25 protein-coding genes are annotated in these 26,615 nt (G+C 68.0%); 8 read left to right on the top strand and 17 right to left on the bottom strand.

The features are described from left to right. Nucleotides 1-278: 278 nt before the first annotated feature. The 5 genes from NI1_RS34080 to NI1_RS39700 form a co-directional block, all read right to left on the bottom strand. The gene (locus tag NI1_RS34080) at nucleotides 279-644 is read right to left on the bottom strand and encodes a DUF6188 family protein (RefSeq protein WP_067829636.1); all 366 of its coding nucleotides are present in this window, start codon (nucleotides 642-644) and stop codon (nucleotides 279-281) included. Nucleotides 645-718: 74 nt separating this feature from the next. Beyond that, the gene (locus NI1_RS34075) at nucleotides 719-2,266 is read right to left on the bottom strand and encodes a GntP family permease (RefSeq protein ID WP_067829633.1); all 1,548 of its coding nucleotides are present in this window, start codon (nucleotides 2,264-2,266) and stop codon (nucleotides 719-721) included. Further along, nucleotides 2,263-2,880, bottom strand: a complete 618-nt coding sequence (locus NI1_RS34070; protein ID WP_067829861.1) for a bifunctional 4-hydroxy-2-oxoglutarate aldolase/2-dehydro-3-deoxy-phosphogluconate aldolase — start codon at nucleotides 2,878-2,880, stop codon at nucleotides 2,263-2,265. The genes NI1_RS34075 and NI1_RS34070 overlap by 4 nt, the downstream gene beginning before the upstream one ends. A 124-nt stretch (nucleotides 2,881-3,004) precedes the next feature. After that, nucleotides 3,005-4,621: an N-acyl-D-amino-acid deacylase family protein gene (locus NI1_RS34065; RefSeq protein ID WP_067829630.1), complete on the bottom strand. Its 1,617-nt coding sequence runs from the start codon at nucleotides 4,619-4,621 to the stop codon at nucleotides 3,005-3,007. 10 nt (nucleotides 4,622-4,631) lie between these two features. Then, the gene (locus tag NI1_RS39700; RefSeq protein WP_245663538.1) at nucleotides 4,632-6,236 is read right to left on the bottom strand and encodes a type III PLP-dependent enzyme domain-containing protein; all 1,605 of its coding nucleotides are present in this window, start codon (nucleotides 6,234-6,236) and stop codon (nucleotides 4,632-4,634) included. Nucleotides 6,237-6,323: 87 nt separating this feature from the next. Here NI1_RS39700 and NI1_RS34055 point away from each other — a divergent pair, with 87 nt between their 5' ends. From NI1_RS34055 to NI1_RS34045, 3 genes are read left to right on the top strand one after another with little or no spacing between them, the layout of a single operon-like run. Continuing rightward, nucleotides 6,324-7,394, top strand: a complete 1,071-nt coding sequence (locus NI1_RS34055; protein ID WP_084524161.1) for a sugar kinase — start codon at nucleotides 6,324-6,326, stop codon at nucleotides 7,392-7,394. After that, entirely contained in the window at nucleotides 7,391-8,146 is a 756-nt protein-coding gene (locus NI1_RS34050) for an IclR family transcriptional regulator (protein WP_067829627.1), read from the top strand. Before NI1_RS34055 ends, NI1_RS34050 begins: the two co-directional genes overlap by 4 nt. Before the next feature lie 10 nt (nucleotides 8,147-8,156). Continuing rightward, nucleotides 8,157-8,567, top strand: a complete 411-nt coding sequence (locus NI1_RS34045) for a RidA family protein (protein WP_067829624.1) — start codon at nucleotides 8,157-8,159, stop codon at nucleotides 8,565-8,567. Between the two features lie 58 nt (nucleotides 8,568-8,625). Here the strand turns inward: NI1_RS34045 and NI1_RS34040 are convergent, their stop codons facing one another. The 7 genes from NI1_RS34040 to NI1_RS34010 all read right to left on the bottom strand — a co-directional run bounded on the left by NI1_RS34040 (nucleotide 8,626) and on the right by NI1_RS34010 (nucleotide 17,186). Then, on the bottom strand, nucleotides 8,626-9,657 hold the full coding sequence (locus NI1_RS34040; protein WP_067829621.1) for a hypothetical protein: 1,032 nt from the start codon (nucleotides 9,655-9,657) through the stop codon (nucleotides 8,626-8,628). Nucleotides 9,658-9,693: 36 nt separating this feature from the next. After that, nucleotides 9,694-10,203: a PspA/IM30 family protein gene (locus tag NI1_RS38295; protein ID WP_157535486.1), complete on the bottom strand. Its 510-nt coding sequence runs from the start codon at nucleotides 10,201-10,203 to the stop codon at nucleotides 9,694-9,696. A gap of 9 nt (nucleotides 10,204-10,212) precedes the next feature. Continuing rightward, on the bottom strand, nucleotides 10,213-10,971 hold the full coding sequence (locus tag NI1_RS34030) for an alpha/beta hydrolase (protein WP_067829618.1): 759 nt from the start codon (nucleotides 10,969-10,971) through the stop codon (nucleotides 10,213-10,215). 9 nt (nucleotides 10,972-10,980) lie between these two features. Beyond that, complete coding sequence (locus tag NI1_RS34025; protein WP_084524185.1) at nucleotides 10,981-12,312, bottom strand: MFS transporter; 1,332 nt, start codon at nucleotides 12,310-12,312, stop codon at nucleotides 10,981-10,983. A 479-nt stretch (nucleotides 12,313-12,791) separates the two neighbouring features. Then, entirely contained in the window at nucleotides 12,792-15,293 is a 2,502-nt protein-coding gene (pheT, locus tag NI1_RS34020) for a phenylalanine--tRNA ligase subunit beta (RefSeq protein WP_067829612.1), read from the bottom strand. 34 nt (nucleotides 15,294-15,327) lie between these two features. Continuing rightward, entirely contained in the window at nucleotides 15,328-16,389 is a 1,062-nt protein-coding gene (pheS, locus tag NI1_RS34015; RefSeq protein WP_067829609.1) for a phenylalanine--tRNA ligase subunit alpha, read from the bottom strand. 152 nt (nucleotides 16,390-16,541) lie between these two features. Continuing rightward, nucleotides 16,542-17,186 (bottom strand): nitroreductase family protein, encoded by a 645-nt coding sequence (locus NI1_RS34010; protein ID WP_067829606.1) that lies wholly within the window; start codon nucleotides 17,184-17,186, stop codon nucleotides 16,542-16,544. A gap of 68 nt (nucleotides 17,187-17,254) precedes the next feature. On the opposite strand from NI1_RS34010, the gene NI1_RS34005 reads away from it, so the two are divergent. Further along, nucleotides 17,255-17,632: a winged helix-turn-helix transcriptional regulator gene (locus tag NI1_RS34005; RefSeq protein ID WP_067829604.1), complete on the top strand. Its 378-nt coding sequence runs from the start codon at nucleotides 17,255-17,257 to the stop codon at nucleotides 17,630-17,632. Here the strand turns inward: NI1_RS34005 and NI1_RS40015 are convergent. Then, nucleotides 17,629-18,384: a potassium channel family protein gene (locus tag NI1_RS40015; protein WP_067829603.1), complete on the bottom strand. Its 756-nt coding sequence runs from the start codon at nucleotides 18,382-18,384 to the stop codon at nucleotides 17,629-17,631. The two genes, NI1_RS34005 and NI1_RS40015, sit on opposite strands and share 4 nt — an antisense overlap. Before the next feature lie 92 nt (nucleotides 18,385-18,476). Next, on the bottom strand, nucleotides 18,477-18,662 hold the full coding sequence (locus tag NI1_RS33995; protein WP_157535485.1) for a hypothetical protein: 186 nt from the start codon (nucleotides 18,660-18,662) through the stop codon (nucleotides 18,477-18,479). Nucleotides 18,663-18,817: 155 nt separating this feature from the next. Here NI1_RS33995 and NI1_RS33990 point away from each other — a divergent pair, with 155 nt between their 5' ends. From NI1_RS33990 to NI1_RS33975, 4 genes are all read left to right on the top strand, one after another. Continuing rightward, the gene (locus tag NI1_RS33990; RefSeq protein ID WP_067829600.1) at nucleotides 18,818-19,231 is read left to right on the top strand and encodes a GtrA family protein; all 414 of its coding nucleotides are present in this window, start codon (nucleotides 18,818-18,820) and stop codon (nucleotides 19,229-19,231) included. Nucleotides 19,232-19,346: 115 nt separating this feature from the next. After that, the gene (locus NI1_RS33985) at nucleotides 19,347-20,426 is read left to right on the top strand and encodes an agmatine deiminase family protein (RefSeq protein ID WP_084524159.1); all 1,080 of its coding nucleotides are present in this window, start codon (nucleotides 19,347-19,349) and stop codon (nucleotides 20,424-20,426) included. A gap of 82 nt (nucleotides 20,427-20,508) precedes the next feature. Beyond that, complete coding sequence (locus tag NI1_RS33980; protein WP_067829599.1) at nucleotides 20,509-21,636, top strand: agmatine deiminase family protein; 1,128 nt, start codon at nucleotides 20,509-20,511, stop codon at nucleotides 21,634-21,636. Between the two features lie 17 nt (nucleotides 21,637-21,653). Continuing rightward, nucleotides 21,654-22,232: a TetR/AcrR family transcriptional regulator gene (locus NI1_RS33975; protein WP_067829851.1), complete on the top strand. Its 579-nt coding sequence runs from the start codon at nucleotides 21,654-21,656 to the stop codon at nucleotides 22,230-22,232. Here NI1_RS33975 and NI1_RS33970 read toward each other — a convergent pair. From NI1_RS33970 to NI1_RS33960, 3 genes are all read right to left on the bottom strand, one after another. Further along, on the bottom strand, nucleotides 22,204-23,364 hold the full coding sequence (locus NI1_RS33970) for a 3-methyl-L-tyrosine peroxygenase-related protein (protein ID WP_067829597.1): 1,161 nt from the start codon (nucleotides 23,362-23,364) through the stop codon (nucleotides 22,204-22,206). The genes NI1_RS33975 and NI1_RS33970 overlap by 29 nt on opposite strands. A gap of 225 nt (nucleotides 23,365-23,589) precedes the next feature. Continuing rightward, nucleotides 23,590-25,821, bottom strand: a complete 2,232-nt coding sequence (locus NI1_RS37590) for a sensor histidine kinase (RefSeq protein WP_084524158.1) — start codon at nucleotides 25,819-25,821, stop codon at nucleotides 23,590-23,592. Beyond that, a complete protein-coding gene (locus NI1_RS33960; protein ID WP_067829596.1) occupies nucleotides 25,815-26,486 on the bottom strand; it encodes a LuxR C-terminal-related transcriptional regulator in 672 nt (223 codons plus the stop codon). Before NI1_RS33960 ends, NI1_RS37590 begins: the two co-directional genes overlap by 7 nt. Nucleotides 26,487-26,615 lie beyond the last annotated feature (129 nt).

Raw genomic sequence — 26,615 nt, 5'->3', positions numbered from 1 at the left:
TGCGCATGACGTATAGCAAACCGGACCGGACATTCGCGAACCGCTCAGGTGGGACAATTTGGGACACGCTTGTGCCTTGACGTGCACCCCTCCGGATCGGGATGCTCTGAGCGGTCGTGCTGATCGCACGGCCACCACGGAGATGCCCGCGAGGGGACGGCATGAACGCGGGCCACGTCAATGGCGACGGTCGGTTCCGTCGTACGTGCTGAGCGGTATCCCACACGGGCCGACGCCGTGGCCGTGGGCTCCTGACAGCCCACAGCCGCGGCGCAAGCTCAGGACTCCTGGTTCCAGACCGCCAGTTCGCCGCCGGGCATGCAGACCACCAGGAAGCGCCCGGGCGCGGTGACGGTCCAGGCTTCGAAGTAGCGATCCGGCTCCACCACCAGGCGATGGCCGGAATCCAGGTCGATGCGCAGCTCCCCGCCGTCGTTCACCAGCGCCGAGACCACGGCCCCGGTGAGCGCGGCGACGAGTTCGTCGGTGTGCGGCTCACCGGGGATGCGATGAATGGTCGGACCGGTCGGATTGTGCACCGCCAGTTCGCCTTCGATATGTAGCTCGTAATCGCCCGCCTCGATGACGAGCAGGGGGCTGGACGACCGCACCGTCAGACGTTCGCCGGTGATCGGTATGTCCATGAGCAATCTCCAAGCTTCGAGTGGTCCTCGGGTCCACTCTGCCCGATTACCCACCGGGCAGCATGGCGAACGGCTCAGCTCAGCAGCGCGAACAGCAGCGCGGCCACCGCGAAACTGACCACCGACAGCACGGTTTCCAGGACCGTCCAGGTCTGCAAGGTCTGCTTCACGGTCAGGTTGAAGTACTTGCTGATGATCCAGAAGCCGCCGTCGTTCACGTGGCTGAGAATGATGGACCCGGCCGCGATGGCCATGGCGATCAAAGCGAGCGAGACCTGCGAGTAGCCGTGCTCGGCGACCAGCGGGGCCACGATGCCGCCCGTGGTGACGATGGCGACCGTGGCCGAGCCCTGGGCGACGCGCAGACCGCAGCTGATCAGATAGGCCAGCACGATCACCGGAAGTCCGGCGGCGGACATGGTTTCGGCGAGGGCGGTGCCGATTCCGGTGGCGGAGATCACCTTTCCGAAGAACGCGCCCGCACCCACCACCAGCAGCAGCATGCCGACCGGGCGCAAGGATTCGGCGGTGATGGCGCTGAGCTCCTGCACCGAGGAGCCGCGGCGGACGCCCAGCACGTAGAAGGCGATCAGCACGGTGATGAGCAGGGCCACCGCGGGGGTGCCCAGGAAGGTCAGCACCTGAAGGGGTTCGGAGTTGGCGATCAGCAGCTGGCTGCCGAAGGTCGCGCCGAGGATCAGGATGAGCGGGATGGCGATGATGCCGCCGATCAGAGCGACCGAGGGCGGGCGCTTGGTCGCGGTCGCCGTGCCTGTGATCGCGGTCGTGGTCGTGGCGGTCGTCGCGACGGAACCGCCGCTGCCCGAAGCGGTATCGGCATCGGTCGGCGTGCGGCCGGGCTCGGTGTCGTTCGATTCGGTGCCGTTCGATTCCGCCCCGTTCGCCGGGGCGCCGTTCTCCTTGCGCACCAGGAATTCCGCGGGCACCTCGACATGCACCCGCCTGCCGATCCATCCGCCCCACACGATGCCGGCGGCGATGAATCCCGGTATGCCGCAGACGAATCCCATGACGATCAGCCAGCCCAGGCTCACCCCGAGCAGCCCGCCGAGCGAGACCGGACCCGGATGCGGCGGCAGGAACGCGTGCGTCATGGACAGGCCCGCCAGCATCGGCATGGCATAGAGCACCAGTGACCGCCCGCCGCGCTTGGCCGCCACGTACACCAGCGGCGCGAGCACGAAGATGCCGATATCGAAGAAGACCGGAATGCCGAAGATGAGCCCGAGCAGGCCCATGGCGACCGGAGCGCCCTTCTCCCCGAACACCTTCAGCAGTTTCTCGGTGAGCACGTCCGCGCCGCCGGAGCGTTCCAGGATCGCCCCGAGCACCGTGCCCAAACCGATAATGACGGCGATATGCCCGAGGATGCCGCCGAAGCCGGTCTCCAGGATCGACTCCCCGGCCTTCAACGGCGTGCCCACGATCTTGGCGACCGGCAGGCCCGCCGCGAGCGCCAGCCCGAGCCCGGTGAGCAGCAGGGCGATGAACGGTTCCAGCTTGAACTTGATGATGGCGAGCAGCAGCACGGCGATCGAGAGGCCGCAGAGCAGCAGCAGTCCCGGCGTGGTGGTGCGCAGCCAGTCGACGGTGGCGCTCATGGTTTACCTTCCAGCGATGAAACGAAAGCCGCGGCGCGCGCGGCGATTTCCGGCCAGTCGCCCGCCGCCACGGTGACGGGCGGGACGACATCGGTGCCGGCGGTGACCGCGACCGCGCCATTGGCGAGGAACTCGGCCGCATTACCGGCATTGACCCCACCGGAGGGAATCAAGCGCACGCCCGGGAACGGGCCGCGCAGGTCCTTCAGATAACCGGGGCCGAGCGCCCGGGCCGGGAAGATCTTCACGGCCGCCGCGCCCAGATCGAGCGCGCGCATCACCTCGGTGGGCGTGAAAGCGCCCATCACAACCGGAATATCGTGCTGGGCGGCGACGGCGGCAACCGGGGCGGTAACCCCCGGCGTCACCAGGAACCGCGCCCCCGCATCGATGGCGGCCTCGGCCTGCTCGCGCGTCAGCACGGTCCCCGCACCGATCACCGCCCGCCCGGCCTCGGAAACCTTACGCAGGCAATCCAATACGCCCGGCGTGGTGAAGGTCAGCTCCACGGCCCGGATTCCGGCTCCCGCGAGCGCATCGGCGAGCGCCACCGGGTCCGGGATCTCCGGCGCGCGCACCACGGTCAGCACCCGGTCGGCCAGGATGACATCCATGGCGGTGGTCACGATTGCTCCTCTCGCGTGGCGTCCACGCTGATCGATCGGCCATCGGCGGCATGCCTGACCGAGATGAGTTCCGTTCCGGCAGTGGGCAGTCGGCGGTCGAACGGGTCCGGGGTCATCGGGTTTCCCCATGTTCGGCGTCCAGGCGCAGGGTGCGCCCGGCGCGGACCGCCGTGGGTTTGCCCGCGTCCAGCGCGAATTCGCCGTTGACGAGGACGTACGGGATGCCGTCGGCCTGCTGTTTCGGGTGCTCGAAAGTGGCGGCGTCACGCACGGTCGCGGGGTCGAAGAGGACCAGGTCGGCGGCGTAACCCGTACGGACCAGGCCGCGTTCGCGCAGCCGCAGGCGTTGTGCGGGGCGGCCGGTGAGGTGGTGGACGCAGTCCTCGAGGCTCAGGACGCCGAGGTCGCGGGTGTAGTGGCCGAGGTAGCGGGGCATGGTGCCCCAGGCGCGCGGGTGGGGGCGGTCGCCGACCAGGAGGGCATCGGTGCCGCCCATGTGGCGGGAGTGGCGCATGATGGTGCGCACGTTCTCCTCGTGGCCGACGTGCTGAAGGATGGTGGTGGCCAGCTGATCCCGGGTCAGCAGGTCGAAGAAGACCTCGACCGGGGGCATGTCTCGTTCGATCGCGATGGCGGCGACCGTCTTGCCGACATAGCGGTTCAGGTCCGGGTTGGCGACGCCGCTGATCTGAATGGTTTCCCATTCGACGGTGACGCCGTGACAGCCGTCGGAGCCGTTGACGTTCACATCGGCGACGATCCTCAGGCGGGTGCCGAGGTCGGCGATGCGCGCGAGTGCGGCATCGGGTCCGCCGGACATGGCCCAGCTCGGCAGCAGCGCCGACAGCGTGGTGGAGCCGGGCAGATACGGGTAGGTGTCGAGGCTGATATCGCAGCCGTCCGCCAGCGCGGCATCGATCATGGCGAGCAATTCCGGTGCGCGGCCACGATTCTCGCCGAAGTTCATGGTGGCGTGGGTGAGGTGCAGCGCGCAGCCGGTGCGGCGGGACAGTTCGATCATCTCGGCGTAGGCGCCGAGGGCGCCCGCGCCGTAGGAGCGGGTGTGCGGGGCGTAGAAGCCGCCGAACTCCGCGACCACCTCGCACAGGGCCGCGAGTTCCGAAGTGTCGGCGTACATTCCGGGCGTGTAGGTCAGGCCGCTGGACATGCCGACCGCGCCTTCGCGCAGCGCCTGCGCCAGCAGCTCCCGCATGCGGGTGAGCTCTTCCGGTGTGGCATCACGCTTTTCGCTGCCGACCACCATGAGGCGCAAGGTGCCCTGCGGTACCAGGTAGGCCGCGTTCGGGGTGATTCCCGCGCTGTCGAGGCGGTCCAGGTACTGGGCCACGGTCCGCCAGGAGAAGTCGAGGTCGGCGGGATTTCCGTTCCACCCGGCGATCTGGCGGCGCACCACGTCCAGGGTCGCCTCGTCGATCGGCGCATAGGACAGTCCGTCCTGCCCGATCACCTCGGTGGTGATGCCCTGGCTCAGCTTCGGGAAATGCCCGGGATCGGTGAGCAGATGCAGATCGGAATGCGCGTGCATATCGATGAAACCCGGTGCCAGCACCAGAGTCTCACCCTCGTCGAGCACTCGGTCCGCGCCCGCGACGGTCCCCGGCGCGGCGATCTCGGCGATCCGCCCGCCGTCCACCACCACATCCGCCCGGAACACCGCCCCGCCCGTGCCGTCGATCACGTCGATATCGCGAATCAGCAAGTCAGCCATGATGTTCCACTCAGAAGAAGGTGTGCAGGAAATCCACCACACGCGGCCGCCCGGCCCCCGCGTCGTCGATCACCGGAATCAACCGCCACTTGTCGAACGCCGTGCACGGATGCGACAACCCCAGCCGCACCACGCTCCCCACGGGCACATCGCTGTCATTACCACCGGGCAACCGCAGGAACGCGTGCTGATCGTTCAAAGCCGACACCACCGCGCCCGCGGGCAAGGGTTTCGCCACCGGTCCCGCGGTCACCTGCGGGACCGGCAGCCCCTCATCAAACGGAAGATCACGCTTACCCGCATCGAGCAGCGCGAGCTCCGTCTCCGGCCGGGACACCGAACGCGCCCAGCCGTGCATCGCCGAACGCAGCGGACGGTCCGCCCGCCCCGACGCCAACGGCGAAATCCCCGAGTAGAACCCGTCATCGTGCACCAGATACGCCCCGGACCGCAGCACCACCGTCGTCGGAACCCCGTGCACCCCATCCTCATCGGCGAGCGCACCGAGCCGCTCGACGACCAGATCCGGATACGCGCTGCCGCCGGCCGTGACGATCGCGCACCGCCGCACCGGACCCGCGCTCACGCGGTCCGCGCACACCTCGGCATGCCCCGGAGCGTCAGCGACATCATTCACACCGCCCCGGGCCGCGCCCTCCCGCGCGGGCTCAGCACTCGAACCTCCCGGAGCGGCGGTTGTGCCATCGGATTCCCCGGCGATGGGCGCACCGGATAGGGCAGCCCTCCCGGACGCGGTGGCTTTGCCGCTGCGCACGTCGATTTCGCGGGCGCGGCTCGGCTCATCCACTGCGGGCGTGACGTTTGTGAACGCGATGTCCGCCCCGATGAAATCGTCGTATCGCCCGGCGGCCGCCAATTCGCGGTGCAATACGGCCAATTCGTCCAGGTACTGCCGGACGGCGGCGAGGCCCTCGGGGGTGCGGTCGTGTGCGAGTGCGCCTTCGTAGCCGCCGACGCCCGCGAGTAGCAGACGCGGGGACTTGTGCACCGCTTCGGCGACCTCGTGGGCGGCTGCCAGTCCACGCGCACCGGTGCGGCCGTGCGGGCCGCCGAGTTCCACGATGACGGACAGTCGCACTCCCTCCGGCGCGGATTCGAGGTGGCGTTCCATCTCGCACACCGAGGCGATGCCGTCGACCCAGCTGTACAGCTCGAAATGGGGGTCGGCGGCGATTTCGGTTGCGGCCCAGCGCAATCCGATCGGATCGAGGAGGGCGTTGGCGAGCATGATGCGGTTCAGGCCGAAGGAGCGGCCGACCTGGGCTTGCCAGCCGGTGGCGAGGGTGATGCCCCACGACCCGGCCGCGAGCTGTTCCCACCAGAGTTGCGGGGACATTGTGGTCTTGCCGTGCGGGGCGAGCTGCACGCCCGCGGCGGCAGCCCAGTCGGCCATGGTGGCGCGGTTCGAGTCCAGGGCCGCGCGGTCCATCGTGAGGACCGGGGTTTGCAGGTCGTCGAGATGCGGTGCGGTGGCCAGGTATTCGCGCACGGTCTTGCCCCAGGCGGCCGGGGGCAGCGATTTGTGCTGCGGGCCGAGCACGGTGTCGGCGAAGGCCGAGAGATCACCGAGGGCGACGGCATTGTCGGTGGCCACGACGCTCCTTCCAATCAGAGCAAATCTGCATTGCATAATTTGCAACGCTTGTTGCACATCGTGTTTCTCGTGGTTAGTCTGCACGTAATGTCCGAAAGCCGCAAGCATTCGAAGGAGATCGGTGTGATCCAGCCGACCGCGCAGGCCGTCACCGTGGGCGAGGGACTCGCGGTGTTGATCGCGCGTCCCGGGCCGCTGGAGGATTCGCCGGTCTTCGAGCGCGGCGCGGCGGGGGCCGAGGCGAATGTGGCGGGGGTGCTCACCCAGCTGGGCGTGCCGACGGCCTGGGTTTCCCGGGTGGGCGATGACGGGTTCGGGCGATACCTGGTGCGGCAGCTCGCCGAACGCGGGGTGGACACCTCCGCGGTGACCGTCGATCCGGCTCGGCCGACCGCCGTGTACGTGAAGGAACGCGGCAGCGGTTCGGGTCGCCCGCACGATCTGCCCGCCGGAGCCAGCCGAATGCTGTACTACCGCACCGGTTCCGCCGCAAGCGCCCTCTCCCCCGCCGATCTCGAATCGGCGCATGCCCTGCTCGGCGGGGCCGGGCTCATCCACTTCACCGGCATCACCACCGCGCTCTCCCCCACCGCCACCGCGCTCACCGAAGCCCTGCTGGCGCACCCGCGCGACGGCCGATTGATCAGCTTCGACCTGAATTACCGCGCGGCACTGTGGGATAAGCGCGCCGCCGTCGCCGCCGACATCCTGGCCGAACACATTCGCGGCAGTGACGTGGTGTTCCTCGGCGCGGACGAGGCCCTCGCCGTCTTCGGCCTCGAGGACGCCGATCAGCTGCGCGCCGCCTTCCCCGAACCCCGCCACCTGATCGTCAAGAACGACAAACACTCCGTCACCGGATTCCTCGGCGGTGAACGCCTGGAAGTCCCGGCGCTCACCCTCGAAGTCACCGAAAGAATCGGCGCGGGAGACGCTTTCGCGGGCGGCTACCTCGCCGCCCTGCTCCAGGGCCGCCCGCACGAGCAGCTCCTGCGCTTCGGCCACCTGTGCGCGGCGGCGGCCCTCACCGGCACCGGCGATGTCGCCGAATTACCGCCGCTCGCCCTGCTCGAATCCCTCGCCGCCGTCAGCGCCGACGAATGGGCGGGCATGCATTACCGCACCTTCGCGGCCGTACCCGAGAATGTGGGCTCATGAGCCAGAGTCTCCAGCGCGCCCTCACCCTCCTGGTCCAGCTCGGCGAAGAGCCGAAATCCCTGGACCAGCTGGCGGTTACGCTCGGCGTGCACAAATCCACGGTGCTGCGGCTGTTGCAGACCATGGAGGCGGAGCGCTTCGTCACCCACGACAGCGAACACCGCTACCGGCTCGGCACCCGGCTGTTCGAACTGGCCAACCACTCGCTGGAAGGCCGGGACGTGCGCACCATCGCGCGCCCGCATCTGGCCGCGCTGAACCACGACACCGGGCAGACCGTGCATCTGGCCACCTACGAATCCGGTGAAGCCGTGTACATCGACAAACTCGACGCCACCCACAGCGTGCGCATGTACTCGCGGATCGGCCGCCCCGCCGCCCTGCACTGCACGGCGGTCGGCAAAATACTGGTGGCCGGGCTACCCCGCGAGCAGTGGGCGGGGATCGCGCAGCGGCTCGAATATCGCAAATTCACCGAACGCACCATCCGCAATCCCGAGCAGTACCTGGCGGAGCTGGAACTCGTTGCGTCCCAAGGCTTCGCCGAGGACCACGAGGAGCACGAGAGCTTCATCAACTGCGTGGCCGTCCCGATTCGCAATGGCACCGGCGCGGTCGTCGCCGCGCTGTCCATGTCGGTGCCGGACATGCTGCTCGATCACGACCAGGTCCTCGAGCTGCTGCCCCGCGTGCGGGCAACGGGCGAGGCCGTATCCACCGAGCTCGGCTGGAGTCCGAGCCCCGAGAAGTGAAAGGCACCGTATGACCGAGAAAGTCGCCATCCGCACCGAGAACGCGCCCGCACCCGCGCACACCTTCTCCCAGGGGGTGCGCAAGGGGCCGTTCGTGCAGGTCTCCGGGCAGGGGCCGGTCGATCCGGTGACCGGCGAGTACCTGTACCCGGGTGATGTTGCGGCGCAGACGATCCGGACGCTGGAGAACGTGAAGGCGATCGTCGAGGCCGGCGGGGCGAGCTTCGACGATGTGGTGATGCTGCGGGTGTACCTCACCAAGCGGGAGGACTTCCCGATCATGAACGAGGCGTACGGCAAGTTCGTCACCGAGCACACCAGCCCGGGCGGCGTATTGCCCAGCCGCACCACGGTTTTCACCGGGCTGCCGCGCGCGGAGATGCTGGTCGAGATCGACGGCATCGCAATCGTCGAGAACTGACCAACGAAGAACGCCGGGCCGCACGCCTTTCGAGGGTGCGGCCCGGCGTCGTATCGAACTACTTCCCGGCGATGGCCGCGAGCACCGGCTCCGACAGGAAGAACGGCTCGAGCCGCTCCCGAACCAGCTTGGCCAGCACGCCGTTACGCTTGGCGGCCTCCACCACGGCCGGACCGTAACGCAGGATCTCGTTGGCGATCGACTCGCCCGAAAGCCCCAGCTCCGGCAGCATGGCGCCCAGCGTGTGATCCCCGTACTTCTCGAAGAACACCTCCACGCCCTGATCGACCAGCACGCCGAAGTACTCCTTCTCACGCGTGGTCAGCGCGATCCGGTAGATGATCAGCGCCAGATCCACCAGGTCCTGCTGCGAAAGGTATTCGCGCAGACCGGCGACCGGCTCACCCGCGTGCAGATCCCAGAACTCCATGGCCGCGTCGTGCACGGGCGCGTCCCGAAGCATTTCGCGAATGGCGTTATTGGTCCGCTTGAGCGCGAATTGCGCACCCTTACCGGCCATTTCGCCGATGAAGGAGCCGCCCGCCTTCTCCGCGGCCTTGCGCGCCGACTTGGCGGCATTGGTGCCCATCGACACCAGCGAGCCCACGCCCGGGATCTTGGAGGCCATCTGCTTGTTGGCCTCCATCAGATCGTCGACCAGCTTGTCCACGAACTTGGCGGCCACGGTGGCGATGAGCGGGCTCTCGGTGAGGCGCTCCAGGATCCGCTCCTGCGCCTGATGCATGCCGAAGATCTTCTCCAGCAGCTGCTCCACCGGCTCGCGCTCGACCACATCGCCCAGGGTGTAGTCCTTGTTGGTGGCGATCTCGCCGTAGAGCGTATCGGCCAGCGAGCCGACCATCTCGCCCAGCACCGGCGAACCACCGATCAGGTCGATGATCGTCGCGACGGTCTCCTTGGCCTGATCGATCCCCACCACGTCGCGGAAGACGATGGTGTCGGCGACGCCGATGACGGCGTCGGTGTCGCGCGCGATGACCTCGGCGAAACGCTCCCCCGACACCTCCGACACGATCCAGTCAACTTGCAGGTCGAGCAGCCGCTCGGCGATTTCCCGTGGCTCGGTCACAGTTTCCACCCATCCGATAAGACGGAGCCCCGGATGTCAGTCCTTGTCGTTGCCGTGCACCGACTTCCGAATCTGTTCCAGGCGCTCCCGCGCGGCTTTCTCCCGCGCGTCCCACTGTTCCTCCACGCTGCGGCCCACCGGCGTCTGCGAATCCAGTTCGCTCATCCCCTGCGCGGTGCCGTAGCGCTGCTCGACCTTATCGCGAACTGACTCGAAAGTAGGGACACCGTTGTTCGCATACCCGCCGGCACCCGGCGCGGACGGCATACCCGCCGGTGGTACCAGCTCGGCATCGACCACCGGACCGGTCCCCACCTGCTGGAACGTATCGGTCACCAGGGCGCGCGGCGATCCGAGCGGCGGGGACGTGGCAGGCATCACATCATCGACATTGGGGGCATGACCCACGGTGGCCGCCACCGAGAGCGCCACCTCGTGCAGCGCCGCCAATCCGGCCCGGCCGTCCGTCGCCGCTCCGACCACCGCGGCCAGCTCGGCATCCGGCAACTTCCCCAATTCGGCAGCAAGTCCTTCGGCATGGCTCATGCAGCCAGGCTACGCAAGCCCCGCGACCCAGGCCGCTACGGTTTGCGGCCACCCCGGGATTCCGATCAGATCGTTGTGGCCGGCGCCCGGATACACAACCAGCTCCTTCGGTTCGGGGGCGGCGGCGAACAGGGCGCGGCCCATCGCCACGGGGAGCATCTCGTCGGCTTCGCCGTGCATGATCAGGACCGGGCAGTGCAGTTGGCGGATGCGTTTCAGGGAGGGATAGGCGTCGGGTACGAGCCGCTTCGGCAGGATCGGATAGACCGCGCCCGCCGCATCGCGCAGGCCGGTGAAGGTGGACATGAGCACCAGCCCGGCGGGTTCGTACGCGGTGGCGAGCTCCGTCATCACCCCGCCGCCGAGCGACTTCCCCAGGTACACAACACGTTCCGGGTCGATACCCGGCTGGGCGAGCAGTGCTTCGCGAGCCGCGCGCGCATCCAGATAGGTGCCCGCTTCACTGGGCCGGCCGCTGCTGCGACCGTATCCGCGATAGTCGAAGACCAGCACGTCGAAACCCACCGCGGACAACATGGCCAGCACCGGTGAACGGTCACCGATATTCCCCGCGTTCCCGTGCGCGAACAGCAAGTGCGCCAACGGTTTCCCCGCCGCCCGTACGAACCACGCGTTGACGGTCTGCCCGTCGGCGGTGGTCAGCGTGAGGTCCTCGTAGGCGAGCCCGAACTGCTGGGGAGTCGCCACTATCCGCCGATCCGGCATATAGGTCAGCGCATTGAGGATGGGGGTCGCCGGATGCCGCATGCTCCTTTCTTACCCTGCCTCGGCCGCGCGCTCACCCACCGCGTTCGACCGCGTGCCGCGCCACAGCAGCAGCACGCCGAGCGCGGAGCCGATCATGGCCGCGCCGACCACCCACAGACCGGCCTTCTGGGTGCCGGTCCAATCCTTGAGCCAGCCGGTCACATACGGGGCCGCGAAGCCGCTGATATTGCCGATGGAATTGATCAGCGCGATACCACCCGCGGCGGCCGCGCCGGACAGGAAAGTGCTGGGCAACGCCCAGAAAGTAGGCAGCGCGGCGAGCACGCCCACCGCACACACGGTCACCGCGACCATGGCGGCGAACGGATTACCCAGATACAGCGTCACCGGAATCGCGAGACCGCCGGCCAGGGCGGGCAGCGCCACATGCCAGGCCCGCTCCCCGGTGCGGTCACCATGGCGACTCCACCACACCATGACCACCGCGCCGATCACATACGGCACCGCATTGATCAGCCCGCGCTGCACCACCGAATAGTGCGTGCCGAACTGCTCCTGGAATCCGTTGATGATGGTCGGCAGGAAGAACCCGAGCGCGTACAGCCCGTAAACGATGCCGCCGTACACCAGCGCCAACCCGATGATCCGCGGATGAGTCAACGCCTTCCGCAGCGTCCAGTGCTCGGCCGCTTCGGCTTTCGCCTGCTCGGCTTCGAGTTCCGCTGCCAGCCATTGCCTTTCGGCAGGTTCGAGCCAGCTCGCCTGATCGGGGCGATCGGTCAGGTACCACCAGGTGACGGCCGCGAGCACCAGCGAAGGGAGACCCTCGACCAGGAACATGAAACGCCAGCCCGTCAGGCCGAAAACACCGTCGCCGTATTGCAGGATGAGGCTCGACAGGGTCGCGCCGAGGGCGGTCGAGATCGGCACGGCGGTCATGAACAGCGCCACGATCCGCGCCCGATGCCGTTGCGGGAACCAATAGGTCAGGTACAGCAGGATGCCCGGAAAGAAGCCGGCCTCCGCCACGCCGAGCAGGAACCGCAGCACGACGAGCATGGTCCCGTTGGGCACGAATGCCATGGCGGAGGCAATGATCCCCCACGTCAACAGGATTCGGGCAATCCACCGCCGCGCCCCGAACCGATGCAGCGCCAAATTGCTGGGCACCTCCAGCAACAGGTACCCGATGAAGAAGATCCCCGAAGCGAACCCGAACGCCGTCTCGCTCAATCCGAGATCGGCTTTCATGCCATTGGGCCCGGCGAACCCGATATTCACCCGGTCCAGATAGTTCACGAAGTACAGCAACCCCAGGAACGGCACCAGCCGCAGGGTCACCTTGCGCAGCGTCGCGCGCCCCACCACATCAGATTCCACCCAGGCATTCTGCACCCGGCTATGCGCCCGCTTACACCCCTTCGAAACATTCGTCCCACCAATTGGACCGCATGCCGTCTACGATCACGACGCTTTCCGACCGCAAGGTATCGAAATATCAAGCGCGCCAAAGCAACCCGCGATTGATAGCCAGCAAGTATGGTTGGGCCACCTCTTCTCGAGGGGGGTGGCGGCCTGGCCTGATCCTCGCCGCCCCGCCAGAGAGGAGGTGACGGGTTATGGGGAAACATTCCTTGAAGCAGGAAACCCCGATCGACTGGGCATCCATCGCAATTGGCGCTGCCGCAGTCGCCGGGGTCCTGTGCCTGATCCGACTGATTCGTTGGTTTAGGTAGCCCGTACGGGTGGGGCGCTGTTACCGCAGCGCTCCATCCTCCTCAGTCATCACACGTGGTGATGCCGCCTATGCTACGCGACAACACCATTCGGTGATAGCAAGATAGCTATCAATCTCCGCGCTATCCGCGCAGCACCGCTCCGACGGTGTCGGCGGCCTTGGCGACGGCGGCGTCGCGGGCCGCGCTGGCCTCGTCCTCGGTCAGCGTCCGGTCGGTGGCGCGGAAGCGCAGGGCGTAGGTGAGGGATTTGCGGCCCTCGCCGGCCTGCGCGCCTTCGTAGACGTCGAACAAGGAGATTGTTTCGAGGAGTTCGCCCGCGCCGGAACGCAGGGCGGCTTCCACGGTGGCGGCCGGGACCGACTTCTCGACGCTGATCGACACGTCCTGGAGGACGGCCGGGAAGGCCGAGATGACCGGGGCCGGACGGACTTCGCGCAGCGGCAGGGCATCGAGATCGAGTTCGATGGCGCAGGTGCGCGGGGGCAGGCCCGAGCGCTCCAGCACGGCCGGGTGCAGTTCGCCCGCGTGACCGACGACGACGCCGTCGACGAGAAGTTCCGCACCGCGACCCGGATGCCACGGCAGGTACGCCACGGCACGACGCTCGATGGTCAGCCCGGCGGCGTCGCCGATGGCATCCGCCAGCGCGAAGGCGTCGGCGGCCTCGACGGGACGGCCCGGACCCCACGGCCCGCGCGGTTCACGCTTGCCGGTGAGCACGGCGCCGATCCGAACCGGTTGCAGCGGAAGCGAATCCAGCAGGACGCCGATCTCATCCTCGGTGGGGCGACGGTCGACCGGCAGCGGAGCAACCGCGCCGGTCTTGCCGGTGGACAGGGTGACCTGACCGATGGCGTAGATCGCGAGGTCGCGTTCGCCGCGGGAGATATTGCGCGCGGCGATCTCCAGCAGGCCCGGGAGCAGCGTGGAGGAGAGTTCGGCGCGATCGACGTCGAGGGGGTTGAGCACCCGCATGGTGTTGCGGCGCGGGTCGTCGGCGGCCAGGCCCCAGGTGTCGAAGACGGTGCCGGACATGAAGACCGGGGCCGGGACCTCGACGCAGCCCTCGAACGCGACGGCCTTGCTGACGGCGCGGCGACGGCGCTGTTCGGCGGTCAGCCCGCGCCCGGCCGGGGCGGTGGGCAGCACGGACGGGATCTTGTCGAGCCCTTCCAGGCGCAGCACCTCCTCGACCAGATCGGCGGGCTGGGTGAGGTCGGGCCGCCAGGTGGGCGGGGTGACGACGAGCTGACCGTGCCCGGTGTCGCTGACACCGACCTCGATGGTGCAGCCGACCTGCTGCAACCGGCGGGTGGCCGCGCCGCGTTCGTACTGGACGCCCGCGGTGCGGTCGGCCAGGTCGATGTCCATGCTGATCGGCTGCGGGGCCGGGGTGGGCACGCGCACGTCGGTCTGCACGGATTCGACGGTGCCACCGGCGATTTCGGCCAGCAGGGTGGCGGCGCGATCGAGCGCGGCCAGGTTCACCTCGGGGTCCACGATGCGTTCGAAGCGGCGGCTCGCCTCGGAGCCGAGCTTGTGGCGGCGCGCGGTGCGGGCGACCGCGACCGGATTCCAGGTCGCGGCCTCGAGCAGGATGTCGGTGGAGTCCGCGCCGACCTCGGTGCTCGCGCCGCCCATGATGCCCGCGAGGGAGATGACGCCGGAATCGTCGGCGATCACCACGTCCTCGGCGTCCAGGGTGCGCTCGGCTTCGTCGAGGGTGCGCAGGGTTTCGCCCTTGTTGGCGCGCCGCACCACGAAGCCGCCGTTGACCTTGGCGGTGTCGAACGCGTGCAGCGGCTGGCCCAGCTCGAGCATCACGTAGTTGGTGACGTCCACGGCGGGCGAGATGGGACGCACGCCCGAGAGCAGCAGGCGGCGCTGCAACCACCACGGCGACACGGCCTTCGGATCGATCCCGGTCACCCGGCGCACCGCGAAACGGGTGCACAGCGATTCGGGGTCGATCTTCACCGGCCAGGCTTCGGCATCGGAGTCGGGCAGCAGGCGCACCGCCGGATCGCTGTACTCCAGGTCGAAACCGCAAGCCAGCTCGCGGGCCAGGCCGCGCGCCGAGAAGGCGTAGCCGCGGTCCGGGGTGATGGCCAGCTCGATGACCGTATCGTTCAGGCCGAGAACCACATTGGCGTCCGCGCCCGGCTCGGCGGTGCCCGGCTCCAGCACCAGGATGCCGGAGTGGTCCTTGCCGATGCCGAGCTCGGCGACCGAGCAGATCATGCCGTTGCTGGTGTGCCCGTAGGTCTTCCGCGACGAGATCTTGAACCCGCCCGGCAGCTCACCACCGGGCAGCACCACGACCACCAGGTCGCCGACGGCGAAATTCCTTGCACCACAGACGATTTCCTGAAGCTCCGGATTGCCGACATCGACCTTGCAGAACCGGATCGGCTTCTTGAACTCGGTCAGCTCGGTGATCTCGGCGACCCGCCCGATCACCAGCGGATGCTCGATCTCGCCGCCGATGGGGGTCACCGGATCGACCTCTTCGACCTCCAGCCCGACCCGGACGAAACCGGCGTCAAGCTCCTCCGGCGTCACCGACCAGCCGGGGGTGGTGCGCTGCAAGATTTCGGTCAGCCAGGATTGCGCTACTCGCACTTGACGTTTCGCTTCCTCGTATCGAAGGGTCGGGTCAGGCTTGGATGCCGAACGGCACGCTGAAACGCACATCGCCCTCGACGATGTCGCGCATATCGGGCAGGCCGTTGCGGAATTGCAGGGTCCGCTCCAGACCCATGCCGAACGCGAAACCGCTGTACACCTCGGGGTCGATACCCGAGGCGATGAGCACCTTCGGGTTCACCATGCCGCAGCCGCCCCACTCGACCCAGCCCGGGCCGCCCTTCTTGTCCTCGAACCAGACGTCCACCTCGGCGGAGGGTTCGGTGAAGGGGAAGAAGCTGGGCCGCATGCGCGTGGTGGTGTTCGGGCCGAACAGGGCGCGCGCGAACGCGTCCAGGGTGCCCTTGAGGTGGGCCATGGTCAGGCCCTTGTCGATGGCCAGGCCCTCGACCTGCGAGAACACCGGGGTGTGGGTGGCGTCGAGTTCATCGGTGCGGAAGGTCCGGCCCGGGCACACCACATAGATGGGCAGCTCGCGCGAGAGCATGGAGCGCACCTGCACCGGCGAGGTGTGGGTGCGCAGCACCTGACGCGAACCCTCGGGCGCGATGTGGAAGGTGTCCTGCATGGTGCGCGCCGGATGATCCGGCAGGAAGTTCAGGGCATCGAAGTTGAAGTGCTCGGTCTCGACCTCGGGGCCTTCGGCGACCTCCCAGCCCATGGCCACGAAGACGTCCGAGACGCGTTCGGAGAGCACCGCGATGGGGTGCCGGGCGCCGACCGCGGTCCGCCGCGCGGTCGCGGTCACGTCGATGGCCTCGGCCACCAGCACGGCCGCGTCGCGCTCGGCGAGCAGCTCGGCCTGCCGGGTCTCGTATGCCGAGGAGACCCGCCCGCGCGCCACGTTCACGCGCTTACCGGCGTCGGCCTTCTCGTCCTTGGGGAGCGTGCCCAGCGAGCGCTGCGCGAGGGAGATCGGCGACTTTCCGCCCATGTACTCGGTTTTCGCGGCCGCCAGCTCATCCAGGGTGCTGGCGGCGGCAAACGCCTTCTCGGCGGCTTCCGCGGCAGCGGCGAGCGATTCCTCACTCAAGGCCGCAGTCTGCTCGGCACGGTCGATATCGTCGGCCACGATGCTTCGTCTCTCCCCTGGGCGGTATGGGTCAGGCGGATTGCCTGGCACCATTCTTGCTGGTCGCATCGTAAGCCTTGTAATCAGCCCGCTTCACCCGGATTTTCGCAGGCCGCACGCGCCTTACGGCGTGGTGCGCGCGGTCGCGCCGATCAGGCCGGTCGGTACTGTTCACGGTGCACGGTGCGGGCGAGATCGCGGCGACCGGGGTGAATCCGCTCCTCGGCGGCGTATCCGAGCGACATGAGCAGGGCGATGGAGAGATCCTCGCGCCCTTCGATCCCGATCACCTTCTTCACCCTCGCCTCGTCCCAGCCGTTCATCGGCGAGGTGGCGAGGCCGAGCTCGGTGGCGGCGAGCATCACATAACCGGCCGCGATCATGGCGTCCTTCACCGCGTACTCGCGCAACAGTCCGCGTTCGGCCAGGCCCTGCTGAAAGTCCATGGAAGCGGCCGAGAATCCCGCGATGAACTCCTCGTTCCAGGCGCCGGCGGCCCGGGCCGACTCGAATACATCACTCCGATCCGCTTGCCACGCATACGGTTCCGCGACGAACACCAGCATGACCGGAGCCTCCTGCGGTTGCGGCTGCCCACCGGTGGCCCACGCCAGCCCCTCTCGACCCACCCGACCGCGCACCACCACGATCGACCGGTCCTGGAGATTCCAGCTGGAGGGCGCTTCCATGGCCAGTTCGAGCAGCACCTCCAGATCCTCGGCGGCCACCGGATCGGGCCGATAGTGCCGGACGGTCCGGCGAGCGCGAATGGCTGCTGCAACAGTCGAAGTGTTCATGTCACTAACTATTGGAGAGTGACGATCATTCAGGAAGAAGGCACCAATTAGTGCGCTACTCTCCCCCAATGACCACGGTCGTCGCCTCCTCCGGCCTCCCCGCCGACTGCTACTCCCCCAAATGCCCCACCCGCCAGGTCCTCGACCACATCGCCGGCAAGTGGACCATCCTCGTCATCGACGCCCTCCTCGCCCAGGGCACCATGCGCTACACCGACCTGTCCCGTCGCATCGGCGGCGTCTCCCAGAAGATGCTCACCCAAACCCTCCGCACCCTCGAGGCCGACGGATTCCTCACCCGCACAGTGCATCCCACCATCCCGCCCCGCGTCGAATACGAACTCACCGCGCTCGGCCGCAGCCTCGCCGAACCGATCACCGCCCTGCGCCTCTGGACCGAGGAACACATCAACGAGATCGAACAGGCCCGCGCCGCCGCGACCTAACCCCGCCGCTCCACCCGCAACTCCCCGATCTCGGCCCGCAGCGAACGGATCTCGGCAACCAACTCCCCCAACTCCCGATCTGTCCGGCCCGCCTCCGCGTCCAACGACTTCAACTTCTCCACCACCCAGCTCGTCGTGGTGCCGATGGCGAAGGAGATCAACGCGATACCGAAGGTCAGCAACACCAATGCGACCAGCCGCCCCTCCACCGTCACCGGATAGAAGTCCCCGTACCCGACCGTCGTCACCGAAACCACCGACCACCAGGTCGCATCGCCGAAATTCTGAATGGTGCTGCCCGGCGCGCCGCGTTCGGCGTCGTACATGGCCAGGCTGCACAGCAACATCAGCAATACCGAGGTGACGCCCACGAACACCGACATCCGCGTGCGCGCCTGGAACCGCGTCTGCCGATCCACCGCGTCCACCACCAGCACCGCGGCCCGCAACAACCGCAACGGCCGCAGCGGCGGAATCGCGATCATCACCAAATCCAGCCAGTTCCGCCGTACGAACCGCATACGCGCCGTCGAAAGCCGCAGCCGCACCAGATAATCGGCGACGAACAGCACCCAGATCAGCACGTCGAGACGCCGCAACCAGACCTCGAACGCCGGATGCAGCCCGTGATCGAGCACCTGCCACGCATACGACCCGAGGAACAGCACCGCCAGCACGGCCAACGGAACAGCGGTAACCCGCTCCCACGCGGTGCGCCGGGTATCCACGGGAGCGGTGTCGATGTCGGGCACGGGCCTCCTCCTCCGATGCGTCAAGATGGCTCGAAAACGCCGCTTGAGCTGCACTGATAGTCCGTGCACATGATATCGATGCCGATTCGCAGTCAGTTACCGCCGTCGAGCCAGTGCCGGGTGGGAGTCGGCGCAACGGTGTACGGCAGCGGCGTATTACCCGCCGGCGGGTGCACCGGCCCGCCGTCGTAGTCGAACGCGAGCAGCCCGGCGAGGACCAACGCGATCGCCGCCGCCACGCTCGCCAGCAGCCGGATGAGCGGCCAGTACTCGCTCATATCGTTCACCTGCTATCCCTCACCGCGCCTCGATACCCGTGAATCGGGCTCCGCCACAGCTCGTTACGGCCCGCGACCGGGCGATTTCACGGTGTCAGCGGGCATGTCAGTGCGGTGTCAGTCCGGTGTAAGCGGGGCTGGCGACAGTAGTGCACATGAACAGCACGGCGATTCGTTACCTGCGCGGCGATCATGTCCTCGCCCAGTTGATCCGCTTCGCTCTGGTCGGCGGGTCCAGCAATGTCGCGTACGTGCTGCTGTTCATGTCCATGAACGGGATCGGCCCGCTGGTGGCCAATACCGCGGGCTCGATCGTGAGCACCGTGATCGCGAACGAGCTGCATCGGAAGCTCACCTTCAATGCCGCCGGGCGGGTCGGGTGGTTCAAGGCGCAGTGGGAAGGCGGCGGGCTGGCCCTGATCGGACTGCTGATCAGCACCGGAGCCCTGGCCGGGCTCGGGTCGTGGGCTCCCGGGCTGAGCGAGCTCGCGCAATCGGGTGCGGTCATCGGCGTCATGGCGGCGGTCGGCGGGCTGCGGTTCGTGGCGCTGCGCGGCTTCGTGTTCTGAAACCGGCCTCGTCGGCGCATCGCCGCAGTGTGGACGTGGTCTCAGAATCTTGACCAAATTTTTAGTCAGGGGCTATGTTCATGCTGTCGGACTACGAGCAGCAGAGGATCGAGCCATGGGTAGACGAGGGATCTTGGACCGGGGATGGGCGATCATCGACGGGATCCTCGGGAATGACAGCGCCGAGGACGAGCGGCGGTGGGTGATGCCCGAGGAGAGTGAACCGCACGCACGCACGTGGATGGCGTTCGGGGCCACCGAGCGGGTGTGGGGGCGGAAGTTGCTGCCGCGGGCACAGCGGGATCTGGCGGCCATCGCGAACGCGATCGCCGAGTTCGAGCCGGTGTCGATGCTGGTGCGGGCCGAGGATATGGCGACCGCGCGGAGTTTGACGGGACCGGGCGTGGAGTTGGTGGAGGGGGTGCTGGACGACATCTGGATGCGCGATACCGGGGCGGTGTTCGTGCGGGGCGAATCCGGTTGGGGCGGGATCGATTTCAACTTCAACGGGTGGGGCGGCAAACAGTCGCACCGGCGGGATGCCGAGGTCGCGGGACAGGTGAGCGGACGAGCCGGGGTGGAGGCCCTGGAGACGGATCTCGTGCTGGAGGGCGGCGGGATCGAGGTCGATGGCGAAGGGACCGCGATCATCACCGAATCGTGCGTGCTGAATCGCAATCGCAACCCCGGCTGGAAGCGGGCCGAGGTCGAGGAGGAGCTGGCGTATCTGCTGGGCATTTCCAAGGTGATCTGGTTACCGGGTATCGCCGGCTACGACATCACCGACGGGCACACCGATTTCTATGCACGGTTCGCCCGGCCCGGCGTGGTGGTCGCCGGGCTGGACAACGACCCGGATTCGTTCGACTACGACGTCACGCGCCGCCATCTCGAGATCCTGCACGAGGCCACCGATGCGCGGGGCCGCCGGCTGCGGGTCGAGGTGCTCGCGGGGCCGTCGCGGGTGCGGCCGGAGTTCGAATCCGATGATTTCGCAGCGGGATACATCAATTTCTATGTCTGCAACGGCGCGGTCATCGCACCCGAGTTCGGCGATCCGCAGGCCGACAGCGCGGCTTATGCCGGCCTGGCACGGTTGTTCCCGGAGCGGCGCATCGTGCAGTTGAACATCGACGCCATCGCGGCCGGTGGCGGCGGCATCCACTGCACTACCCAGCAGGAACCCGCCCGCTGATCCCCCACGCCCGGACCGCCGGGTGAGCCGAGACACCCGTCTCACCGAAATTGACCAAAAAATTAGTCAGAGGAGTTTCATCATGCAACGACGCCGCTTCATGCGCTCGAGCCTGCTGGCCATGGGCGGGCTGCTGGCCGCGGCCTGCGACGACACCGATTCCTGGTGGGGGCAGGGCAGTTCCACCGGCACGCCCGGGGACGGCAGCCGCTGGGTGATGCCCGAGGAGGGCGATCCGCACCAGCGCACCTGGATGGCTTTCGGTGCGAGCGAACCGATTTGGGGCGATGAGCTGCTCCCCCAGGTGCGCCGCGATCTGGCCGCCATCGCTATCGCCATCGCAGGCTTCGAACCGGTGTCGATGCTGGTGCGCCCCGGCGAACTCGAGATCGCGCGCGGGTTGATCGGCGGCGCGAACGTGGAGCTCATCCCGGCCGATATCGACGACCTCTGGATGCGCGACACCGGACCGGTCTTCGTGCATGGCGAAAAAGGCTGGGGCGGAGTTGATTTCAACTTCAACGGCTGGGGCGGCAAACAATCGCACAAGCGTGACGCCGAGGTCGCGGCGTTCGTCGACAATCGCGCCGGCGTGCAGGTGGTGCATACCGAACTGGTACTGGAGGGCGGCGGCATCGAGGTCGACGGCCAGGGCACCGCCATCATCACCGAATCCTGCGTGCTCAACTCCAACCGCAACCCCGGCTGGAAGAAACCCGAGGTCGAAGCCGAGTTGGAGCGTCTGCTGGGCATCAAGAAGGTGATCTGGCTGCCCGGGATCGCGGGCAAGGACATCACCGACGGCCACACCGACTTCTACGCACGCTTCGCCCGCCCGGGCGTGGTCGTGGCCGGGCTCGACAACAACCCGGACTCCTTCGACTACGACGTCACCCGCACCCACCTCGAAATCCTGCACAACGCGAACGACGCCCAGGGCCGCCCGCTGGAGGTCGAAACCCTGGAATCGCCTTCGACACTGCGTTATTCGGGCGCGACCGACGATTTCGCGGCCGGATACATCAACTTCTACGTGTGCAACGGCGCGGTCATCGCCCCCGATTTCGGCGACCCGGATACCGACGCCGCCGCCCACGACACCCTGGCCCGCTTGTTCCCCGGCCGCCGGATCGTGCAGATCCCGATCGACGGCATCGCGGCCGGCGGCGGTGGCATCCACTGCACCACCCAGCAAGAGCCCGCCCACTAACCCATAAGGTGAAAACCGTGTCAGACCGCGCCACCCAGATTCTGGAAGCCGCCGTCCGCGTCATCGCCCAGGACGGCGTCCGCGGACTGCGCATCGACAAACTCGCCACCGAGGCCGGCGTCTCCACCGCGCTGATCTACTACCACTTCAAGGATCGCGCCGGCGTGCTGCACGCCGCCCTCGAGCACGTCAACCACCGCGCCCAGTCCTACACCGACAAGGCTTGGGCCACCGCGGGCGATCCCCGCGCGCAGGTCGAGGCCGCGCTGCTGGCCGAGCTCCAGGACCGCGACGATGTCCGCGAAACCTCCATCGCCTGGGGTGAATTGCGGGCCAGCGCGGTGTTCAATACGGACCTGCGCGAACCCCTGACCGCCACCACCCGGTCCTGGAACACCGATATCGAAAACCTCATCCGGGACGCACAGGATGCCGGAACCATCGCCGGCACCGTCGATGCCGCGGCAGCCGCGGAACGTCTCACCTCGCTGATCGAAGGACTCTCCGAACGCTGGCACAGCGGTTCGCTCACCCTCGACCGGGCCCGCGAACTGCTGACCGGAGCGATCAACGCCGAACTGGGTACCGCCCGCTGATCTCGGAGCCGATCGCCGGGCACAGGAACGGCAGGTACGCGTCGAATCGCTTGCGGTACAGCATGCGCAGCGAACGCACCGAGGAGCCGTGCTCGTGGTCGTCGAGCGCCGCACCCGAACCCACCAGCCGGTAGGTGAGATCGATATGCCGTTCCAGATCGTGCAGATCGGCATCGAGCAGCAGCCCGAACGCATCGGCGACCGGCCTGCTGAGGTCGCCCGAACGCAGGTCGAGATTCGACAGCAGCTCGTCCATCGCGGCGCGGTAGTCGCGATGATCGAGGTTCATGGACTCGCTCAACGCGACGGCCAGCCGGGGCGGGGCCATCGTCGGCCTGACCGCGGCCGCGTACCTCGGCGCCGACATCGCCGCCGCATAGGACTTGGCCGCGGTCTGCGCGCGCACATCGGCCGCCGCCCTGGTCAGCGCGGTGGCCGCGATGCCCGGTCCGGCGTGCAGCGCGCCGGAGGCCAGCCGAATGTGCTGCGCGGCAGACCGATTCGTCAAAGCGTAGAGCTGATGGCCACGCCGCCAGCGCTCGACCGGAGACAGCGGCGGCGGCACCCGCCACGGCAGCGGTTCGCCCGGTATGCGCGGCGCCGCCTCGGCCGAACCGTCCGACGCCCGGCCGGATCGGTCGATGAAGCGCGCCATGAACCGATAGATCTCGGCTTCGTCGTCGGGCAGCAGGCCCGCCATCGCGACATCGTCGAGCGCGGAGACGAAGCAGTGCGCGGCCCCCAGAATCTGATCGGCGGTCCCCAGCACCGGGCACCGCACGATCCGGAAGTACCGGTCATAGACCGTCGACGCCTCGTAACCCACCCGAAGTCGCGCGGTAGAACTGGGCACGCGACCCGAAATGCCGTCCGCCACGATGCAATTCAGTAGCGCCGCCAGCCTTCCCACCGCGCGCCGGGCACAGCCGAGCGCACCCGGGTAGGTGGGCGACGGCCCGGCGGACCCGGTCAGCACCTCGTGCGCCGCCCACCGCAGCGCGGCCGCCACCTCACCAGCGGCTTCTCCCGCGCGACCGCCCAGCGGGCGATCGAGAAGCGGTTCCGCCGCGACGCGGAGCTCGCCGGACGGGCACGGGCGGACCGTCGGCTCGAAATCGGAAATATGCGACACGGTTCTTCCCTTCGCCGTACAGCGATCGCGCCGTGGCGGTAAGCCAGCCCACGGCATCGAGTCTTCGAGTTGCCGCATGTGCGCGACGGCGAGCCGTGCTCGGGAAGGCCGGCGCTCGCCGCCTCGTATTGCTTTGCATCTCCGGGGATTCGACTTCCCGCGTTCCAGATTACGACCGGCACAGTCCCGGCAACATTCCCATTTGTTGGGGGTATGGGCCGGCGTTCACCGCCACTGCCCGGCGACCGCCGGCACCGGATGGCCACGGGTATCGAATGCGATCCGCCGGACCTGCGCGCCGTCACGAGCCAGCACCGTCGCCAGTTCGGCGCGGCCGGGCGGGTTGATGCGGATGGTGACGCGCCCGGCCCGCGCCCGTTCGAGTTCGGCCGCGATGCCATCCAGCAACGCGTCCCTGGCGGCATCGCCGATGTCGTCGATTCCCTTGTCGTCCAGCAGATCCACCTTCACACCGCGCAGCCGCGCGCCCTCCGCGGCAGGGTCGACCCGAGGATGCACCAGCGCCGCCCCGCGCAAAGTGGCGCGCAGCGCGGACGCCAGATTCCGGCACTCCAGCGCGTCGGCGCCGGTGAACTCGTCACCGAATGCGATCTGCCGCAACAGCGGCCGGGCTCGCCGGTCGAGCTGCGCGACCCGCCGCTCACGCACCGCGATCAGGTCCTCGGTGGCCGCGGTGACCGCGAAGCTACGCGCGGACTTCTCACGCAGCAGGTAGATGTCATGGGCGGCTGGACGAATCGTGTACGCGAACAGGGTCGCCATCAGCAGGGGGCCGAAATTGACGAAGGTGCGTGCGATGCCGACCCCGGCGCCGAGTCCACCGAGAGCGGCCCAGACCGCGGCCACACCGATCATGGCGATCATGGCGATCCAGGCGGCACCGGTACGCCCACGCACACACATGAAGGTGCAGACCCCCGTGAAACCGCTCATCGGCCAAACCATCAGACCGTAGGTGTTCACCGGCGGCATCCAGGTCACCAGCGCACAGGCGGCCGGCGACCCGAGGGTGAGCGCCGTCGTCACGCCCCACGGCAGCGGATCACCGGGCACCGCGATCAGCGCAATCGCCGCGGTCGCCAGCAGCGCCATCCCGGCAAGGGTGACCAGCAGGATCGAAGCGGTGAAAGAGCGCAGCAGCACCGTGGCGGCCAGGGCGGCCACCCCGAGCAGATACACCGCGGCGACGATCCAGGCACGCTTGGTGTGCATGCCCAGCAGGATGCGGACATCGGACGAATTGTGCCGAGCCGCGGGCCCTTCCACGACTTCGGTCCGCGGGGTCAGCCGCATCGTGACGGTGGTGCCGTGGGCGGGCAACGAGGTCACCTCGACAGCGGCGCCCGGCAGGTCACCCATGCTCTCGTACAGTCGGCGCAGTCCGGTCCGGCTCGACACCTTCGCGAGCTCGAAGCCCTTTCCGATGTCCGCCACGGTGACACGTAATTCCGTTGGGGTGCTGTGGATTCGAACAGTGCACCGGGCGTGCGCGCCGGCGTGCACCAGACTGTTCCGCACCGCCTCGGCGGTATTGGTCACCAGGGCGCGACCGGCTTCCGCGTCGTAACGCGGGCCGGATTCCGGCGCGTCGGCAGGCATGGACACCGGAATCGTCTCGTGCACTTCGTGTATCGCGTCCCGGATGCGGACCGCCAGGGTCGATGCCGCGACCGGTTCGGTATCGAGTTCGGCATCGATCCGGCTCAGCTTGCCGAGGGTGATCACGGCGTGCCGGCGAACGCTGTCCGTGCGGAGCCCGCGACCGGCCGCGCTGAGGGTGTGAATCACCCAGTCGTGCAACAGGTCCGCGAACCTTTCCCGTTCCTTCTCCCGGAACTCCGTCACCTTCGCTTCGGCGGCCGCGGCATTGTAGGCGGCGCGTGTCTCGTCCAGGGTCCGGCCGGTCCGGACAGCGACCAATGCCGCCGCGACGTACGTCAGGGAGAACCCGAAACCGAAGAGCAGATCCAACGGCAGCGGTGCGTTCTGCTCCGGGATCCGGGTCTGCCCCAGCAACTCCACCAGCACGACGAGCACCCCGAGATAGCTGATCGCCCGAACCGGCGGCCAGATCAGCGCGCCGGCCAGCGCCGCGAGTCCCGGGAACATCACCACCCACGGAGAGTCCGGCAGGTGTTCGCCGTTCCACGCCAGCGGCCAGGCCAGGACACCCGCGAGAAAGCCTGCCGCACAGAGGTTCGCGCTCCATCGAACCATCCGGATGGTGGCGCCGAAGGTGAGCGCCGCGAGCACGATTCCCGGACCGAATATCACGACCAGCGCGTACGGCGTCCACCATCCATCCAGGTACGGGGCGTCGATCCGGATCCGCGGGGTCAGTGTCGCGAGGTACACCAGGTAGCCGATGCCGACGAACCGCGCGAAGAGCCGCAGGATCCGGTCCGCGTCGCCGCTGTCACCGGCCCGGGCTACCACGGTTTCGGCGCCCAGCCGTCTTTCCTCGCGTACCCGCGCAGTGTGGTCTTGTCCGGTACCGGACGGCCCACGGCGGTGTACTTCGCCTTGATGCTCTTCACATGCTGGTACACCGTGTCCGGCTGCACCTGCAACAACTTGGCTATATCCGGTGCGGTTTCGCCGGCGGCGTACAGGCTCAGCACCTGCTGTTCGCGCTTGGTCAGTTCGGGCAGGGCCGGATCGGCGTCGAGCGCGGCCGCGCCCTCGGTGGACATCACCACCTGTCCTTCGGCGGCCGACCCGATCGCCTCGACGATCACTTCGGCGACCTCGTCCTTCAGGACCACGCCCAGCACGCCCGCGCGCTCCGCCTCCCGGATCAGGGCCGGACGTTCCCCCACCGTGAAGGCCAGCACATTGCGGATACCGGCCGCCCGCAAGGCGTCCACGTTCTCCTGCGGTGTCGGATCGCCCTGCAACCCTTGCAGATCGAGCACGACGAGATCGAGATCGGTGGTCTGTTCCAGCAATGCCGGCACGGTGATCGCGCCGGCCACCACCTTCAGGTGCGGACGCGGCTCGAGCATCTCCTTCAAAGCCGAAACGACCAGATCGGTGTGATTCTCCACCACCCCGATGCGGCGTTCGGCTCGCCCCGCGCGCGGCTGCTCGGTTGCCCCCATGACGGCCTCCTGCGGAAAGTTGGAGACCTCAGCCTGACTGCTACCGCAAGGTAACTCCAGGATAGGAAGCAAAGGCATCGAAATACTGCGTCCGCCGTGACCTGAAAATGCCACTGTGCCCCAACCGAA

The sequence above is a fragment of the Nocardia inohanensis NBRC 100128 genome (assembly GCF_001612945.1).
Classification (GTDB): domain Bacteria; phylum Actinomycetota; class Actinomycetes; order Mycobacteriales; family Mycobacteriaceae; genus Nocardia; species Nocardia inohanensis.
Note: the sequence above shows the minus strand (reverse complement) of the source record. Positions and strands in the feature narration are given on the sequence as shown.